The 14,820-nt window shown below is 62.2% G+C and carries 12 protein-coding genes and 1 pseudogene; 11 read left to right on the top strand and 2 right to left on the bottom strand.

Features of this window, described 5'->3' with window-relative positions:
- Positions 1-29: 29 nt before the first annotated feature.
- Positions 30-722 carry a TetR/AcrR family transcriptional regulator gene (locus ABEG21_RS25185; protein ID WP_347558329.1) on the top strand — a complete coding sequence of 231 codons (693 nt, stop codon included), beginning with the start codon at positions 30-32 and terminating at the stop codon, positions 720-722.
- Here ABEG21_RS25185 and ABEG21_RS25180 read toward each other — a convergent pair.
- On the bottom strand, positions 691-1,308 hold the full coding sequence (locus ABEG21_RS25180; protein WP_347558328.1) for an N-acetylmuramidase family protein: 618 nt from the start codon (positions 1,306-1,308) through the stop codon (positions 691-693). The genes ABEG21_RS25185 and ABEG21_RS25180 overlap by 32 nt on opposite strands.
- Positions 1,309-1,802: 494 nt before the next feature.
- On the opposite strand from ABEG21_RS25180, the gene ABEG21_RS25175 reads away from it, so the two are divergent.
- Together ABEG21_RS25175 and ABEG21_RS25170 are read left to right on the top strand one after the other, a co-directional pair.
- On the top strand, positions 1,803-2,381 hold the full coding sequence (locus ABEG21_RS25175) for a hypothetical protein (protein ID WP_347558327.1): 579 nt from the start codon (positions 1,803-1,805) through the stop codon (positions 2,379-2,381).
- 176 nt (positions 2,382-2,557) lie between these two features.
- Positions 2,558-3,898: an Nramp family divalent metal transporter gene (locus ABEG21_RS25170; protein ID WP_347558326.1), complete on the top strand. Its 1,341-nt coding sequence runs from the start codon at positions 2,558-2,560 to the stop codon at positions 3,896-3,898.
- Here the strand turns inward: ABEG21_RS25170 and ABEG21_RS25165 are convergent.
- Complete coding sequence (locus tag ABEG21_RS25165) at positions 3,895-5,163, bottom strand: EAL domain-containing protein (protein WP_347558325.1); 1,269 nt, start codon at positions 5,161-5,163, stop codon at positions 3,895-3,897. The two genes, ABEG21_RS25170 and ABEG21_RS25165, sit on opposite strands and share 4 nt — an antisense overlap.
- Before the next feature lie 818 nt (positions 5,164-5,981).
- Here ABEG21_RS25165 and flhD point away from each other — a divergent pair.
- The 8 genes and pseudogenes from flhD (at position 5,982) to ABEG21_RS25125 (ending at position 14,772) form a co-directional block, all read left to right on the top strand.
- Positions 5,982-6,302, top strand: coding sequence for a flagellar transcriptional regulator FlhD (flhD, locus tag ABEG21_RS25160; RefSeq protein ID WP_347559097.1), 321 nt, complete (start codon positions 5,982-5,984; stop codon positions 6,300-6,302).
- A 24-nt stretch (positions 6,303-6,326) separates the two neighbouring features.
- Positions 6,327-6,836, top strand: a pseudogene (gene flhC, locus ABEG21_RS25155) (flagellar transcriptional regulator FlhC); the annotation flags it as partial.
- A 586-nt stretch (positions 6,837-7,422) separates the two neighbouring features.
- Positions 7,423-8,295: a flagellar motor stator protein MotA gene (motA, locus tag ABEG21_RS25150; RefSeq protein ID WP_347558324.1), complete on the top strand. Its 873-nt coding sequence runs from the start codon at positions 7,423-7,425 to the stop codon at positions 8,293-8,295.
- Entirely contained in the window at positions 8,295-9,314 is a 1,020-nt protein-coding gene (gene motB, locus ABEG21_RS25145) for a flagellar motor protein MotB (protein WP_347558323.1), read from the top strand. The genes motA and motB overlap by 1 nt, the downstream gene beginning before the upstream one ends.
- 30 nt (positions 9,315-9,344) lie before the next feature.
- A complete protein-coding gene (locus ABEG21_RS25140) occupies positions 9,345-9,758 on the top strand; it encodes a response regulator (RefSeq protein WP_347558322.1) in 414 nt (137 codons plus the stop codon).
- Between the two features lie 203 nt (positions 9,759-9,961).
- Positions 9,962-12,268: a chemotaxis protein CheA gene (cheA, locus tag ABEG21_RS25135; protein WP_347558321.1), complete on the top strand. Its 2,307-nt coding sequence runs from the start codon at positions 9,962-9,964 to the stop codon at positions 12,266-12,268.
- A 218-nt stretch (positions 12,269-12,486) separates the two neighbouring features.
- Positions 12,487-13,020: a chemotaxis protein CheW gene (locus ABEG21_RS25130; protein WP_347558320.1), complete on the top strand. Its 534-nt coding sequence runs from the start codon at positions 12,487-12,489 to the stop codon at positions 13,018-13,020.
- Between the two features lie 165 nt (positions 13,021-13,185).
- Positions 13,186-14,772, top strand: a complete 1,587-nt coding sequence (locus ABEG21_RS25125) for a methyl-accepting chemotaxis protein (protein WP_347558319.1) — start codon at positions 13,186-13,188, stop codon at positions 14,770-14,772.
- Positions 14,773-14,820 lie beyond the last annotated feature (48 nt).

The raw sequence follows: 14,820 nt of genomic DNA, 5'->3' as shown, positions 1-14,820 counted from the left end.
TGAAGTTCATTCCGCGATATGATTGCGTCATGAACAAAAAACCCAATCCCAGATTGAGCCGGGAAGAAAGTCGCGCGGTGACGCGGGAGCGGCTATTGGCGGCTGCCGGGGTGCTGATCGAGCGCCAGGGACTTGCGTCGGCCTCGGTCGAGGATGTGGTGGCGGAGGCCGGCTATAGCCGGGGCGCGTTCTATTCGAATTTCGAGGACAAGGCGGCGCTGCTGCTAGCGCTTCTGGCGCTGGAGCAGCGTCGATTGATCGACGACTTGGGGGAGGTGTTCAGCGCCGATCTCGCGCCGTCGGACCTCGAGCAGGCCGTGCTCGCGTACTATCGCAATCTGCATCGGAATCGCATTTGTTTTTTGGCGGGGATGGAAGCCAAGCTGCTCGCCATCCGCGATCTGGCGTTTCGCGACAAGTTACGTGATCTGACAGCCGAGGGCCATGGCCTGATTGCCGGCTTCGTCGATGCGTACCGGCAGCGCGTGGGAATTCATCCATCGGGACGGATGAGCGATACCGCATCGGATGGTTTGACGCATCCCCACGGCGCGGCACCGGTCGCGGTACTACCTGCCGAGCAATTGGCGATCGGCCTGATCGCCATGTGCGAAGGCATTCATTTCACGCACCTTGCGGACCCCGAGAGCGTCGACGACGCGATGGTCACGGCCGTGCTGTCGCAATACTTCAACTCGCTGCTTGGGCGTCGTGCCGCGTGAAGGCGCGATAGGCGCTTGCCAATTTTTCGTCGTAGCGGTTTTTTCGATAAGCCGGGCCGTTATAGGCACGAGCGAATGCGGCCCAGTCCCGCGTGCGTAATGCGCGAAGCACGCGCGGATCGAGACGGAGAAAGCGGCCCAGTGCGTCGAAATGCGCCGCCTCATCGCGAAACATCGCTTCGACGAAGGCATCGATGCTCGCGTAGCGGAGCGCGCGCCAATGAAAGCCCATGATCTGAAACGCGCCCCAACTTGCCGACTCGCGCGCCGCGGCTTGGTGAATGCGCTCGGCGCGACGCAGCCGTTCATGCTGGCTGGCGGAAGTGCCATAGCCGCCGGGCGTCGTTGAAAGGAGCGTCGGCTCACGCAGTGCGTGCGAGCGCGGATCGATCTTGTGTACCACGAGCCGACGCCAGAAGATGTGTCGCTCGAAGAGGATCGACGGCTTGCCATCGTGCTGAAAAGACGCGCCGGCCGATTCCACTTGCCAGACCGCTTTCAGCGCGGCCGGTTCGACGTGCAGCATGTCGCTGAGTGCATCGATGGCGGCTTCGGGTGGCACGCGCGTAGGCGGTGAACGGGGCATCGTTGTCTGCGCGACCTCGGGCGGTGCCGCTCTCTCGCGAGAAGACGGCGCGATGGAAAATGGGCGTGACGGATGCATAGGCGTGGGGTCCTTCGCCTTTGGCTTGAGGATGGCGGCCGCGAGCGTCGAGAGGAAAGCAATACAGTAGCGATGAAGCGGGCGCGTCGACAAGGGTTCGCGACCGGATGGCAGCCATTCTGGCTATCCGGACTAGGCCCGCGTCGGCCGCTGTCCACTGGCTTCACCGCGTCCGCCCATGTCGTGACGCGAAGCGGGTCAGATCGGCCAAGCGGTCGACGTGACGCTCGGCGACATAGGGCGCATAGTGAACGCGCTCGATCTCATCACCGTGCCTGGCGGCTACCGAACGGCGGCAACATCGCGCCAGGCTGTATACTTCCCCTCCTCGCGGCCGCGCCCGATGCAACGCTTCTGCCTGTCGGCATGGGCGTGATGGGAGCGGCAGCGATGTCAGCAGGCGGAAAGGGACTCACATGCCACGATCAGTAGGAAATGCAGCAGCGCGCGACACGGAAACGAAGCCGGATGACGCGCTCCCATCCGTCGATGTCGATCTCGATAACGAAGCGCAGGAAGCGGAGGGCGACGGTGCCATTCGCGAAGCGCGCCTCTGGCAGGACGATGGTTGGACCGCGCAAGTCATCAAGAACGAAGACGATGAAGGCTGGGCGGTGTCCATGACCCTCGACGGCGAACCCGAACCGTCCTTGGTGGGACCGTGGACGATGGGGCGCGACAAGAAGAATCCCAAGCCGATGGATGCGAGCGCGTTCCAGGTGCTGGTCAAGACCGCTTCGGAGGTACGCCGGCGGCATGAACAGCATATGCATGCGATGCTGCACAAGAACGTGGATGTCGATCACGAATCCGGGCGCATTCGCGTCACGCTGGATATCGTTCCCGATGAATACGAACCGCACGCGATCCTGCGCGCGTTCGATGTGTATAACGATCTGCTCGCCGAAGTCACCGTCGAGCCGGACTACAAGCTCAACGTCCGCGGTGCCGAAAAGTGGATTGCGGACGGGTATGCACGCCCGCAGCGCGCCTAAGGCACGCTGCCTTCCCGCGTTCGACGTCGCCTTGCTACAGGGTCGCTTCTGACGCAAAATGGCAGCCACGATGATCCCCTCGGTGAAGACATTTTCGCGAGGGCGTCAGCGCATGCCCGCAGCATAGTCCGTTCGGGATCAACCTCCGCTACCGCGTTATAAAGCGCTCACGTCAATTGCCGATTTTCAAGTTCCCCTTCAAGCTGCCGACGACGGCCACCGCGCCGTTCTGTCCGTCCGAGGTGCGTGGCAGCGTCCAGATTGCGCCCGATGCGCCGTGGTTCTCTCGCTTGGCAAAATTCGCCGGTCCGGGCCTGCTCGTGTCGATTGGCTATATGGACCCGGGGAACTGGGCGACCGACATCGAGGCCGGCTCGAAATACGGCTATAGCCTGTTATTCGTCGTCGTGCTGTCGAGCGTGGTCGCGATGGTGCTGCAATGCCTGACGATGCGCCTAGGCGTGGCCACGGGGCGCGACCTCGCCGAGTTGTCGCGCGAGCGCTATCGTCCCGCGGTGGCATATGGTCAATGGGCCCTCGCCGAGATCGCGATCATCGCCTGCGATCTGGCCGAGGTATTGGGCGGCGCGTTGGCCTTCCATCTGTTGCTGCACATTCCGCTGGGCTGGGGTGTCGCACTGACGGCACTCGATACGCTGATCGTGCTCGGTCTAAAGGGGAAGAACTTTCGGCAACTGGAAGCGATCATGTTGGGTTTGATCGCGACCATCGGCATCGGCTTTATCGTCGAGCTGTTCTGGGTCAAGCCGCAGTGGCCTGCAGTGGCCGCCGGCCTGGTGCCGTCGTGGCAGACGCTGTCGTCGCAGGAACCGCTCTATCTCGCCATCGGGATTCTGGGCGCGACGGTGATGCCGCATAATCTGTATCTGCACTCGTCGATCGTTCAGACGCGCGTCGCCGGCAATGCCTTGCCGCAGAAGCGCGATGCCATCCGTCTGCTGCGGATCGATACGATTGGCTCGCTGGTTCTGGCGATGCTGATCAATGCCGCAATTCTGATCCTGGCGGGCGCCGCGTTTCATGCGACTGGTCATCAGGGCGTGACCGAGATCGAGGACGCCTACAAACTGCTGGCGCCAATCGTCGGTACCGGTCTGGCGGCGACCTTGTTCGCGTTGACGCTGCTGGCATCGGGGCAGAGTTCGACGTTCACCGGCACCGTGGCGGGACAGGTCGTGATGGAAGGGTTTCTGCGGCTGAAGATACCGTGCTGGCAGCGCCGCATCATCACGCGCGGCCTCGCATTGATCCCGGCCTTTATCGGCGTGGCCTGGGCCGGTGATCATGCGATCGGTATGTTGCTGGTGGCAAGCCAGGTGGTCCTGAGCCTGCAATTGCCGTTTGCGCTATGGCCGCTGATCCGGATGACCAATGACCGCACGTTGATGGGCGCCTTGGCGAACGGCTGGCTCACCAAGATGGTTGCGTGGGTCTTCTTCGTCGCGATTTCCCTGGCCAATATCTGGCTGGTCGTGCAGACCTTCCAGTCTCCTTAGACGTTTAGCGAATACTGCGTGATCCAACGCAGCGCCGCCAGGCTGATGCGGCCTGCATCTTCCGGCTCCATGCCGGGCATCCGCTCGCATGCGATCTCGATGCCTTCCGCTTCGCTGCGCTCGACGGCTTCCGCACAAGCGAGCAGGGCCCCCAACTTGCCCTGTCGTTCCGGGCCGATGGCTGCCGCGATGACGGGCGGAATGCGCAGTTCCTTCATCACGTCGATATTGGTCGAACCGAACATCGATTCGGCCATCGAGAACACGCCGGTCATAAACGCTTGATCGGCAAAGTCCTCTTCGCCCGGATAGAGGAATTCGGTCGTCAATTCCATGAAGCGCGCGCGCATCCCGATCATCTGGATCAGCGGGTCGGTCCGGATCGGATTGTCGGTACTGTTCGCATAGAGCAGCAACTGCGTCCAGCGTGAGATCTGTCGAATGCCGACGGCCAGCGTCGCTTCGCGCAACGAGGTCACCGGTCGCGCCAGGCTATGCGCACCGCTGTTCGCAAAACGCAGCAACTGCACGATGAGCTTGGGGATACGCTTGATTTCGGATTCGATCTGCGGCACGCCGGCGTCGCGTCCCAGCAGGCCGAGCAGGTTCAATAGCGGCACGCGGTCCGTCAGCAGGCGACGCGACGAAAGCACTTCAGGGCGGGAGAAGAAATAGCCCTGAAACAGATCGAAGCCGAGCGAGCGGGCGAGGTTATAGGCTTCCAGCGTTTCGACCTTCTCGGCCAGCGCGATACAGCCTGCGCGCTTGACCATCGCCAGCACCTTGGGCAAGTCCGTCTTCGAACAGCGGAAGAAGTCGACCTTGGCCACATCGACGTGCTGCAGATAGGCCAGCGCCTCGATGCTGTTGATCGAGACATCGTCGAATGCCAGACGGAAACCCAGCGAGCGCAATTCCTTGCAGCGCCGCAATAGCGCCTCGTCCAATTCGACGGACTCGAGAATCTCCAGCACGAACAGTCGCGGCGGCAACACCGAGAGCAGGTCACTGAACAGAATGTCGCGATTGACGTTGATATAGCCGATGTCGCTGCCCAGAACGGTGCCCATGCCGAACTCACCCAACATCGTCGCAATAACGTGCGACGTTGCCTGGGTATCGTCCGCGACCAGCGCGGCATTGCGCGAACTGCTGCGGTAGAGCAATTCGTAGCCGACCAATCCACCGTTACGGTCGATGATCGGTTGCCGGCCAAGGTAGACGTTCGCCGCGTCTCCGGCGCGGGCCGGGTCGATGTTCGTCATTATGGGATCTCGCATGCGATTCTTTTCAATGCGGCCAGGAACGCTTGCAGTTCTTTCGCCCACTTACTACTGTCTCTGTCAGAGTGCCGCCGCGCGGGCGCTTTCGCGCTCGCACCTGATCAAGCGTTGCTGGCAGAACGGAATATTAATTGGTTTGCACGCGCGGTGGTGTCTTCATTTTGATCGAGGTCCTCGCCCACCTCGCCCTGAGGGATCGATTAGAGCATCGCGTACGTGTTTCACCAAGCTGTGCTGTTTAGCGGCCACGGAGGGCACATTCTGAAGGGTGACCGTTCAAGTCTCTTGTAATTGATTTTTTTCGGTAAAATTGACTGTTCCTACAAAACAGGGGTGCTTGCGACTGTCGGTCGCAGATTGATTCAAACGCCCGTATTACGGGGGTTTCAGCGCTATTGTCGCAAAAAAACACCGGTCATCGTGGTGAATTTGCTACTTTCCGGAAGTATTTTCGGGCAGGTTTTACCGAATGGCAGCGCAGGTCGAAAAAATTTCTGCCTTACACCCTAAAGTCCTGCGCGCCCGGGCCGTTAGTGCCAAGAGCCGAGAACCAGTAAACACAGGGCTCCGCGTGGTTTTACCCGGGAAGTCGAAGTAAAATGTAGGAAATGTTCTTACAGCGTGTGAGAAAAACGCTGTACACGAATAGGCATCTTCTTCCGATATGCGGCGCCCTTCCGGTTGGCGACAATGCCTTCACTGCAGCACGAGACGCAACCACGGCGATGCCAAGTTACCGGCTGACCCAGAGCGACAGTGCGCTGATGACGGTCAACCTATCGCCCACCTGGGGACTGAACATGAGTTTCGGCAATTCCACACTCGATGAGCTCAGGGAAGTCAATCTGTCGTACCTGATGCTCTGCCAACGCCTGCTGCGTGATGACAAGGCGATGGGAATGTTCCGCCTGGGCGTCTCCGAGCAGATCGCCGACGTGCTCGTCAGCTTGACGTTGGCCCAGACCGTGCGTCTGGCGTCCTCCAATCAACTGCTCTGCCGCTTCCGCTTCGACGACCACGCATTACTGTCGTCGTTGACCCATACGACGAAGAGCGTGGACTCTGCTTCTTCGCACACCGCTATTCTGCTTGCAGGACAGCCTGCTGAGCAGCTCGGCTAACAAACTTTTACATTTGATACAGCCATGGCCAGCCGCAGTGTCGTCCTCGAAGCGCGCGAAATCACGTTGGCGATCGAATTGATCGAACTGGGTGCGCGACTGCAGGTGCTTGAAGCGGAAGTGGGTTTGAGCCGCGAGCGCCTCATCAAGCTCTACAAGGAAGTGCGCGGCGTGTCGCCGCCGAAGGGGATGCTGCCGTTCTCCACGGACTGGTTCATGACGTGGCAGCCGAACATCCACTCGTCGATGTTCTACAACACGTACCGCTTCATGGTCGACGAAGCCGGCTGCGAGCCGATCCAGGCAACGCTGCGTGCCTACCGTCTGTATCTGGAGCACGTGGCACTGCATGGTGGCGAAGCGGTGCTGGGTCTGACGCGTGCCTGGACGCTGTTGCGCTTCTTCGATAGCGGCATGTTGCAGTCGGCGCCGTGTTCGCGCTGCGGCGGTAAGTTCGTGGTCCATGCGCACGATCCGAAGCAGGGCATGGTCTGCGGTCTGTGCCAACCTCCGTCGCGTGCCGGCAAGACGCGCGCCGGCCGTATCGCGGCCGAAGAAGCGATGGCGGACGATGCGATCGCGACGGAAGACGTTGGTATGGAAGCGGCCTTTGCGGCCGTTGCCGACAGCGACGCGATCAGTATCGAGGCCTTGGTCGAGCAAAACGCGGTGATGGCGGCCCTGCTGCCGCACGACGAGCGCGATGACGCCGGCGCGGCAAAGCGTGGCGGGCTGGATAACGTCGCGAAAGTGTCGAAGGCGACGCGGGCGCAATCTCGCCGCGCGATGGACGCCAGCGTGGATGCGGCAATGCGGGCCGTCATCAACGCGGATGTCACGATGCCAGTGGACGCCGTGACGATGGCGGACCTCGCCCTCAACGCGGTGGCGGAGACCGCGCAAGTGCTGGCGCCGCTCTCGGCGTGAAGTCGACCCTTCAGAAATTCCCCTTTGCGGCCGTAACACCCTGCTAGACTCGGGCGCTTGACCATGATGGATGGCGGGCGCGGCGGTGTCGGACGCGTTCGGCGTCCGATGGCGGCACGCGCGGTGTCCGGTGGGATCCGATTTGGATCGCACTGTCTTGAAATAGCGGGAATTGCACCACAAGGGGAACGGTGTGCTGGTTTTTGTCGGTTATCTCGTCACGTTGGTTTCGGTGTTCGGCGGCTATGCGCTGGTCGGCGGCCATCTCGCCGCGCTGCTGCAGCCCGCGGAATTCTTGATGATCGCCGGTGCGGGATTGGGCGCCTTCATCGTCGGCAATAATGGCAAGTCGATTCGCGCGACCTTGCGCGTCCTGCCGACACTATTGCGACGTACCCATTACGACAAGCAGTTGTACATGGACCTGATGGCGATTCTCTATCGCCTCCTGGCAAAGGGTCGGAAGGAAGGGCTGATGAAGCTCGAATCCGATATCGAGAACCCCGAAGCCAGTCCGATCTTCAAAGCCTATCCGCGGATCACCAGTAATCCTGTCATTCGCGATTTCCTGGTCGATTATTTCCGCTTAATGGTCAGCGGCAGCATGAACGCCTTCGAACTCGAAAATCTGATGGACGAGGAAATCGAGACGCATCACGCCGAAGGCGAGGTGCCGGCGCAGTGTCTGCATAAAACCGCCGATGGCCTTCCGGCATTCGGTATCGTTGCCGCCGTCATGGGCGTGGTCCATACGATGGCGTCGGCGAATCTGCCGCCCGCACAATTGGGCGTGCTGCTGGCCCAGGCGCTCGTCGGGACTTTCCTCGGGATTCTGCTGGCCTATGGTTTCGTGGCGCCGTTGGCGTCCTTGGTCGAGCAGCGCGTCGATGAGTCGACGAAAGTACTGCAGTGCATCAAGGTCGGCATCCTCGCGAACTTGAACGGCTATCAGCCGTCCGTCGCCGTGGAGTTCAGCCGCAAGGTGCTGTTCAGCAGCGAGCGCCCGACGTTCGCCGAGCTGGAAGCGCACGTCAGGGAAGTCAAGGAAGAAGTGAGGTCGCGCTGATGGAAACGCGCCCCGAACGTCCGATCGTCATTCGCCGCGGCGGCCCCGTACGCGCCAAGTCGCACGGTGGCGGCTGGAAGCTCGCGTATGCGGACTTCATGACGGCGCTGATGGCGTTCTTTCTGTTGATGTGGCTGCTGGGCTCCGTGAATGGCGCGAAGCTGGAAGGCATCGCCGACTATTTCAAGCAGCCGTTGAAGGTCTCTCTCCTCGGCGGCGATCGTGCCGCCGACGGGCGCAGCGTATTGAAGGGCGGCGGTACCGATATCACGCGTCGCGACGGCGAGCAGCGCAAGGTGGATGGGGCGCGTTCGACCAGCGACACCACGTCCAACGACAATGCCGGCAAGCCGGTATCGGCGCCGGGCATCGCCCCCGATCCGACGTCCTCGCCGGACACGGTGATCCAGAAGGATGCCGAGGACGACAATTTGCGCAGCTTGCAGACGCGTATTCAAAACGCCTTGGACAACAATGCCGCGCTGAAGGCGTTCCGCAACCAGATCGTGCTGGACGTCACCCGTGACGGCTTGCGCATCCAGATCGTCGACTCGAAGAACCGTCCGATGTTCGCCAATGCGAGCGCCGAAGTCGAACCGTATATGCGGGCGATCCTGCGCGAATTGGGGCCGGTGCTGAATCAGGTGCCGAATCGCCTCGTCCTTGAAGGGCATACCGATGCGACGCCTTATGCCGGTGGCGCCAATGGTTATACCAACTGGGAATTGTCGGCGGATCGCGCGAATGCGTCGCGTCGGGAATTGATTTCAGGCGGCATGTCGCAGGATCGGGTGCTCCGCGTCATCGGGCTGGCGGATACGAATCCCTTCAATCCCGACGATGCCGTCGATCCACGCAACCGCCGTATCAGTATTCTCGTATTGAACCGGCGGTCGGAGCGACAGTTGATGAATGATCGTGCCCGACCGGCGGTGCTCGACAACGCCCGCAGCGCGCAGGCGCAGTCGACGTCGATTGGCGCACCCAATAGTCAAGCCGCCTCCCCAGCCGCGCCCTGAGGCGCCAAACAAGCAGATCACGAGTAAATCATGAACCAAGACAGCACGACGAAACCCACCGTACTGGCCGTCGACGACTCCCCGGCGATGCGTCTGATCCTCGATGCCACGCTGGCCGCGGCCGGCTATGCGGTGACGTTGGCGGAAGACGGTCGGCAAGGGCTGGAGAAGGCCGTCGCCGCCACGGCCGCCGGTGGCCGCATTTTCGATCTGGTGCTGACCGACCACAATATGCCGGGGCTGACCGGGCTCGAATTGATCGCCGGTCTGCGCCATCTGGCGCCGTACGCCGAGACGCCGATCCTGTTGCTAACCACCGAGGATGGCGACGACTTCAAGGCCGCCGCGCGCGAAGCCGGCGCCAGCGGCTGGTTGTTGAAGCCGTTGGATCCGCAAGTGCTGACCGAGGTCCTGGTCAGCGTACGCGGCAGCATCGCTTCCTGATTTCGCGACAGATTCGTCTTGCGCCGCGAAAATTTTCGCAAAGCGATTGAAGTTTAGGCCTAGTCGTGCCGTTACCCGTGGTAAGCGCCAACGCTGAGGAGCGTCCGAGGGGTTTCGGGCAAGGCTCTTCGCGTGGCAAAACCCGGTGCGGGAAACCCGCGCAGGCGAAACAAACAGTTTTTCAGCCGGAAGATCCAACGGTCATGTCTCTCGATATCACCCAGTTTTACGAGACGTTCTTTGACGAAGCGGACGAGTTGCTCACTGAAATGGAGCGCTTGCTGCTCGGCATCGACGTCCAGCATCCGGATTCGGAACAGTTGAACGCGATTTTCCGCGCGGCCCACTCGATCAAAGGCGGCGCCGCCACCTTCGGCTTCAGCGTCCTCGCCGAAACCACGCACGTGCTCGAATCCGTGCTGGACCAGGCGCGTACCGGTGAGCTGGCGCTGCGCACGGACATGGTCGATGTGTTCCTTGAGTCGAAGGACGTACTGGAAGTCCAGCTTCGCGCCTACCGCGAGTCGGGCGGCACCATCGAGCCGGACCGCGCGCTCGGCCTCGCACTCGGCGAAAAATTGAAAGCCGTCAGCCAGGCGCCGGTCGGCGCGCCGGCAGTGGCGGCCGCTCCGGCGGCAGCAGCAGTGGTGCCGGCTGCGCCGGTCCCGGACCCGTACCATACGACCGATCCCGCTGCCGCTCCGGGACATGTGATTCGTCAGTTGCAGGAAATCGCCGGGGTCGACGTGCCGGCCATCGCCGCATCCGCGGAGGCGTCGGTTGCCGCGGCGGCGCCTGCGGCCGCGCCGGCCGCGGCACCGGCTGGCGGCGGTGACCACGGCAATCTGAAAGTGCGGTTGATCGACGTCAAGGAAGGCGACCAGTCGCTGCTCGTCGATGAACTGGCAAACCTCGGCACCGTTACGGCGCGCGTCCAGACCGGCAATGTGTTGAGCGTCTGGCTGAAGAGCGATTGCTCGCCGGACGACATCATCGCCGTGTGCTGTTTCGTCATCGACGAAGACCAGATCGAAGTCAGTTATGACCACGGCGGCGCTGCCGCGGCGGCCGCCTCGGCGCAAGTCGAGACCAGCGGAGAGGCGCAAGCCGCCGCCGAGGCCGCGGCCCATGCCGCCGAGAGCGCGGACGCCGCCGAAGTCTCGGCACAGACCGATACGGCACCGTCGATGTCACCGGTGCCGGCCGTGGCCGTGCAGGCAGCGGTCACCGCGCCTGCCGCTGCGGGCGCGCCGCAGGCGACGGCCGCGACCGTCACGCCGCGCAATGCGCCGAGCGGCGGCGCGCCGCAGGAAGGCAGCTCGATTCGCGTCGGCGTGGAAAAGGTCGACCAACTGATCAATCTGGTCGGCGAACTGGTGATTACCCAGGCGATGCTGGCGCAGACCGCCTCGAAGTTCGACCCGGTCCTGCATGATCGCCTGTTCAACGGCATGGCGCTGCTCGAGCGCAATGCCCGCGATCTGCAGGAAGCGGTCATGTCCATCCGGATGATGCCGATGGATTATGTGTTCAGTCGCTTCCCGCGTCTGGTCCGTGATCTGGCGTCGAAGCTGGGCAAGAAGGTCGATCTGGTCACGTTCGGTCAAGCCACCGAATTGGACAAGAGCCTGATCGAACGCATCATCGATCCGCTGACCCATTTGGTGCGGAACAGCTTGGATCACGGCATCGAGACGCCGGACGTGCGTCTGGCCGCCGGCAAGGAAGCGGCAGGCGAATTGGTGCTGTCCGCGGAACACCAGGGCGGCAATATCGTCATCGAAGTGTCCGACGACGGTGCCGGCCTGAATCGCCAGCGGATTCTCGCGAAGGCGCAGAAGCAAGGCCTGGCCGTCAGCGACGCCATGACCGACGACGAAGTCGCCCAGCTGATTTTCATGCCGGGCTTCTCGACGGCCGAGCAGGTGACGGACATCTCCGGGCGCGGTGTGGGCATGGATGTCGTGAAGCGTAACATCCAGTCGATGGGCGGCCACGTCGAGATCCAGACCCGTCAGGGCAACGGTACGACGACGCGCATCGTGCTGCCGCTGACGCTGGCGATCCTCGATGGCATGTCCGTCAAGGTGGGCGGCGAGACCTTCATCGTGCCGCTGAATTCGGTCATGGAGTCGATGCAGCCGACCGATAACGAGATCTTCACGATCGCGGGTCAGGGCGAGAACGGCCGGGTGCTGCGCGTGCGCGGCGAATATCTGCCGATCGTCGCATTGCACAAGGTGTTCGGCGTCGACGATGCGCGCACCGATCCGACGAAGGCCATCGTTGTCATCGTGCAGGCCGAGGGCAAGCGTTTTGCGATGATGGTCGACGAATTGCTCGGTCAGCATCAGGTGGTGGTGAAGAATCTGGAAACCAATTACCGGAAGGTGTTCGGTATTTCCGCCGCGACGATCCTGGGTGACGGCAGCGTCGCGCTGATTTTGGACGTGCCCGCATTGAACCGCGCAGGCAAGGACGATTTGTTGAGCCTGCCCGTAGCGGAATAAAGCGAACGCGGAGGACGGGCGCGGAATTTCGCGCCGTCATTCAAGTTTCAGGCAGGTGATGCCGCTAATGCATATGACGCCTCGTGCGCAAAGCAATGTGGGGGCACCGCGTAACGCGGGCGCGACCGACGGTCGCATTGCGGTAAGTGCGTAATTTTCAATCGATATGACAGTGCGTGGCATATTAAACGTCACGCGATCCAGGGAAAGGAAGACATATGAGCACCGAACTCGTCCAGTCCAGCCAACGCGGCGCGGCGCCGCTCGCGGTCATCGAGCACCACCTGAAAGGCGACGGCGTCGCGCAGGAATTTCTTGCGTTCACGTTGGGTGGCGAGGAATACGGTATCGATATCCTGAAAGTCCAGGAAATCCGCGGCTATGAAGTGGTGACGCGCATCGCCAACACACCCAATTTCATCAAGGGCGTGATCAATCTGCGCGGCGTCATCGTGCCGATCGTCGATATGCGGATCAAGTTCGATCTCGGCACGGTCGAATACGATCACCAGACCGTGGTCATCATCCTGAACGTCGCGCAGCGCGTGGTGGGCATGGTGGTGGACGGTGTGTCCGACGTGTTGACGCTGTCGAATGCACAGATCAAGCCGGCGCCGGAATTCGGTTCGGTGCTGAATACCGAATATCTGACGGGCCTCGGCACGATCGACGATCGTCTGTTGATTCTGATGGACATCGAACGCCTGATGACCAGCGATGAAATGGCGCTGATGGACAACGTCGCGGCCTGATCGCACGGAAGCAGATTGAAAGGCAGTGGAAAAGCCCCTCTGTTCGAGGCTTTGTCCACTGCCGGTGTCAGTAAGCTGTCGGTATGGCATTACAGGTCGCGCCCCGTAGTTGGGCGCGACGCCGAAGGGTAGTAGAACCGGTTTTGATCGGAGCACGGACCAGAGATGAAACAGTTGACGATCCGGGCCACCTTGCAGGCGGTGGTGGGTATTTTCGTGTTGATGCTGGTGTGCGGCAGTGCGGTCGGCTATTTCGCCTTGCGTGCGGCAACGGGCGCGATCGAGACGATGGCGCAGAACGTGTCGGTCGCCGCCGGCCAGATGGGCAGTGCCGGTGCGACATTGCAGGCCTCCACCAACGAGATGCTGAGCGCCGCGCATGACCGTTTATCGATGCTCGATGTCGCCATCGTCGTCGCGCTGATCGTGGCGGTGGGATTCGGACTGGCCACGCTGTGGTTGCTGCGCCGTCAGGTCATTGCGCCGCTGGATGCCGCGACGGGTTTATTCCACCGGATCGCGGCCGGCGACTTGTCGCAGCGCGTCGACAATACGTATGGCGATGGCTCGCGTAATGAGATGGGCCGGGTTTTCGAAGCGATCGATGCGATGCAGCACGGTCTGTCGAGCACGCTGCGCACGGTGACGTCGAGCGCCAACAGTATCGGTGTCGGCGCGCGCGAAATCGCCGCGGGTAATACGGACCTCTCGTCGCGTACCGAACAGCAGGCGGCGTCGTTGCAGCAGACCGCGTCGAGCATGGATCAGTTGACGACGACGGTTCGCCAGAACACCGACAACGCGCGGCAGGCCAGCCAATTGGCGGCCAACGCGTCGGAAATCGCGTCGCGCGGCGGTGAGGTGGTGGGCGAAGTCGTCGTGACGATGCAGGGCATCACGGCCAGCTCGGACAAGGTCGTCGACATCATCGGCGTCATCGAAGGCATCGCGTTCCAGACGAATATTCTGGCGCTGAACGCCGCGGTGGAAGCGGCTCGTGCCGGTGAGCAAGGGCGTGGTTTCGCGGTGGTTGCGGGCGAAGTGCGCAGTCTGGCGCAGCGCAGCGCGGCGGCGGCGAAGGAAATCAAGGCGCTGATCGGTGATTCGGCGCAGAAAGTACACAGCGGTTCCGAATTGGTGGCGCGTGCCGGCGCCACGATGAACGAGATCGTGCAGGCGGTGCGGCGTGTGACGGACATCATGGGCGAAATCAGCGCCGCGTCCGAAGAGCAGCGCGGCGGCATCGAGCAAGTGAATCAAGCCGTGACGCAGATGGATGGCGTGACGCAGCAGAACGCTGCCTTGGTGGAAGAGGCGGCGGCCGCGGCCGCATCGCTGGAAGAGCAGACGCGGCAATTGAATACGGCCCTCGGCCACTATCGTTTGGATCAGCTGGGGTCGACGCCGGCTACGGCCGCGGCTGCGGCACGATCGACTGCGGCCCGCGTGGCGCCGACGATGGCGCCGGTCGTGATCGCGAAGCCGGTTGGTGGCGCAGCATCGAAGCCGAAGTTGAAGAGTCGGGTGGCAAATCGTATCGCCGATCGTGCCGGATCGTCGGCGGGTAGCGCGAAGGCCGCGGCCAGCACTGCATCGGCGGCAGCCGCGGTATCGACCGCCGCGAGCAGCAAGCGTGCGTCGACGGCAACGTCGGCACCCGCGGCGGCCGCCGAACAGGCGTCCGCGCCGATCGGCAGCAGCACGCGCGCGTTCAAGGCGAGCACGGCGGAAGGTGAGTGGGAGTCGTTTTAATAAGCGTCACCTCGTATCACGGACCGTTCAGGAACATCGACGGGATCA

The sequence above is a fragment of the Robbsia sp. KACC 23696 genome (assembly GCF_039852015.1).
GTDB lineage: Bacteria > Pseudomonadota > Gammaproteobacteria > Burkholderiales > Burkholderiaceae > Robbsia.
The sequence above is the reverse complement of the archived record's forward strand: the minus strand, read 5'-3'. Positions and strand labels throughout refer to the sequence as shown.

Bases quoted from the DNA above. Each gene is read 5' to 3' on its own strand.
- ABEG21_RS25185 (WP_347558329.1), top strand. From the start codon at position 30: ATGAACAAAAAACCCAATCCCAGATTGAGCCGGGAAGAAAGTCGCGCG.
- ABEG21_RS25180 (WP_347558328.1), bottom strand. From the start codon at position 1,308: ATGCCCCGTTCACCGCCTACGCGCGTGCCACCCGAAGCCGCCATCGAT.
- ABEG21_RS25175 (WP_347558327.1), top strand. From the start codon at position 1,803: ATGCCACGATCAGTAGGAAATGCAGCAGCGCGCGACACGGAAACGAAG.
- ABEG21_RS25165 (WP_347558325.1), bottom strand. From the start codon at position 5,163: ATGACGAACATCGACCCGGCCCGCGCCGGAGACGCGGCGAACGTCTAC.
- flhD (WP_347559097.1), top strand. From the start codon at position 5,982: ATGAGTTTCGGCAATTCCACACTCGATGAGCTCAGGGAAGTCAATCTG.
- motB (WP_347558323.1), top strand. From the start codon at position 8,295: ATGGAAACGCGCCCCGAACGTCCGATCGTCATTCGCCGCGGCGGCCCC.
- ABEG21_RS25140 (WP_347558322.1), top strand. From the start codon at position 9,345: ATGAACCAAGACAGCACGACGAAACCCACCGTACTGGCCGTCGACGAC.
- cheA (WP_347558321.1), top strand. From the start codon at position 9,962: ATGTCTCTCGATATCACCCAGTTTTACGAGACGTTCTTTGACGAAGCG.
- ABEG21_RS25130 (WP_347558320.1), top strand. From the start codon at position 12,487: ATGAGCACCGAACTCGTCCAGTCCAGCCAACGCGGCGCGGCGCCGCTC.
- ABEG21_RS25125 (WP_347558319.1), top strand. From the start codon at position 13,186: ATGAAACAGTTGACGATCCGGGCCACCTTGCAGGCGGTGGTGGGTATT.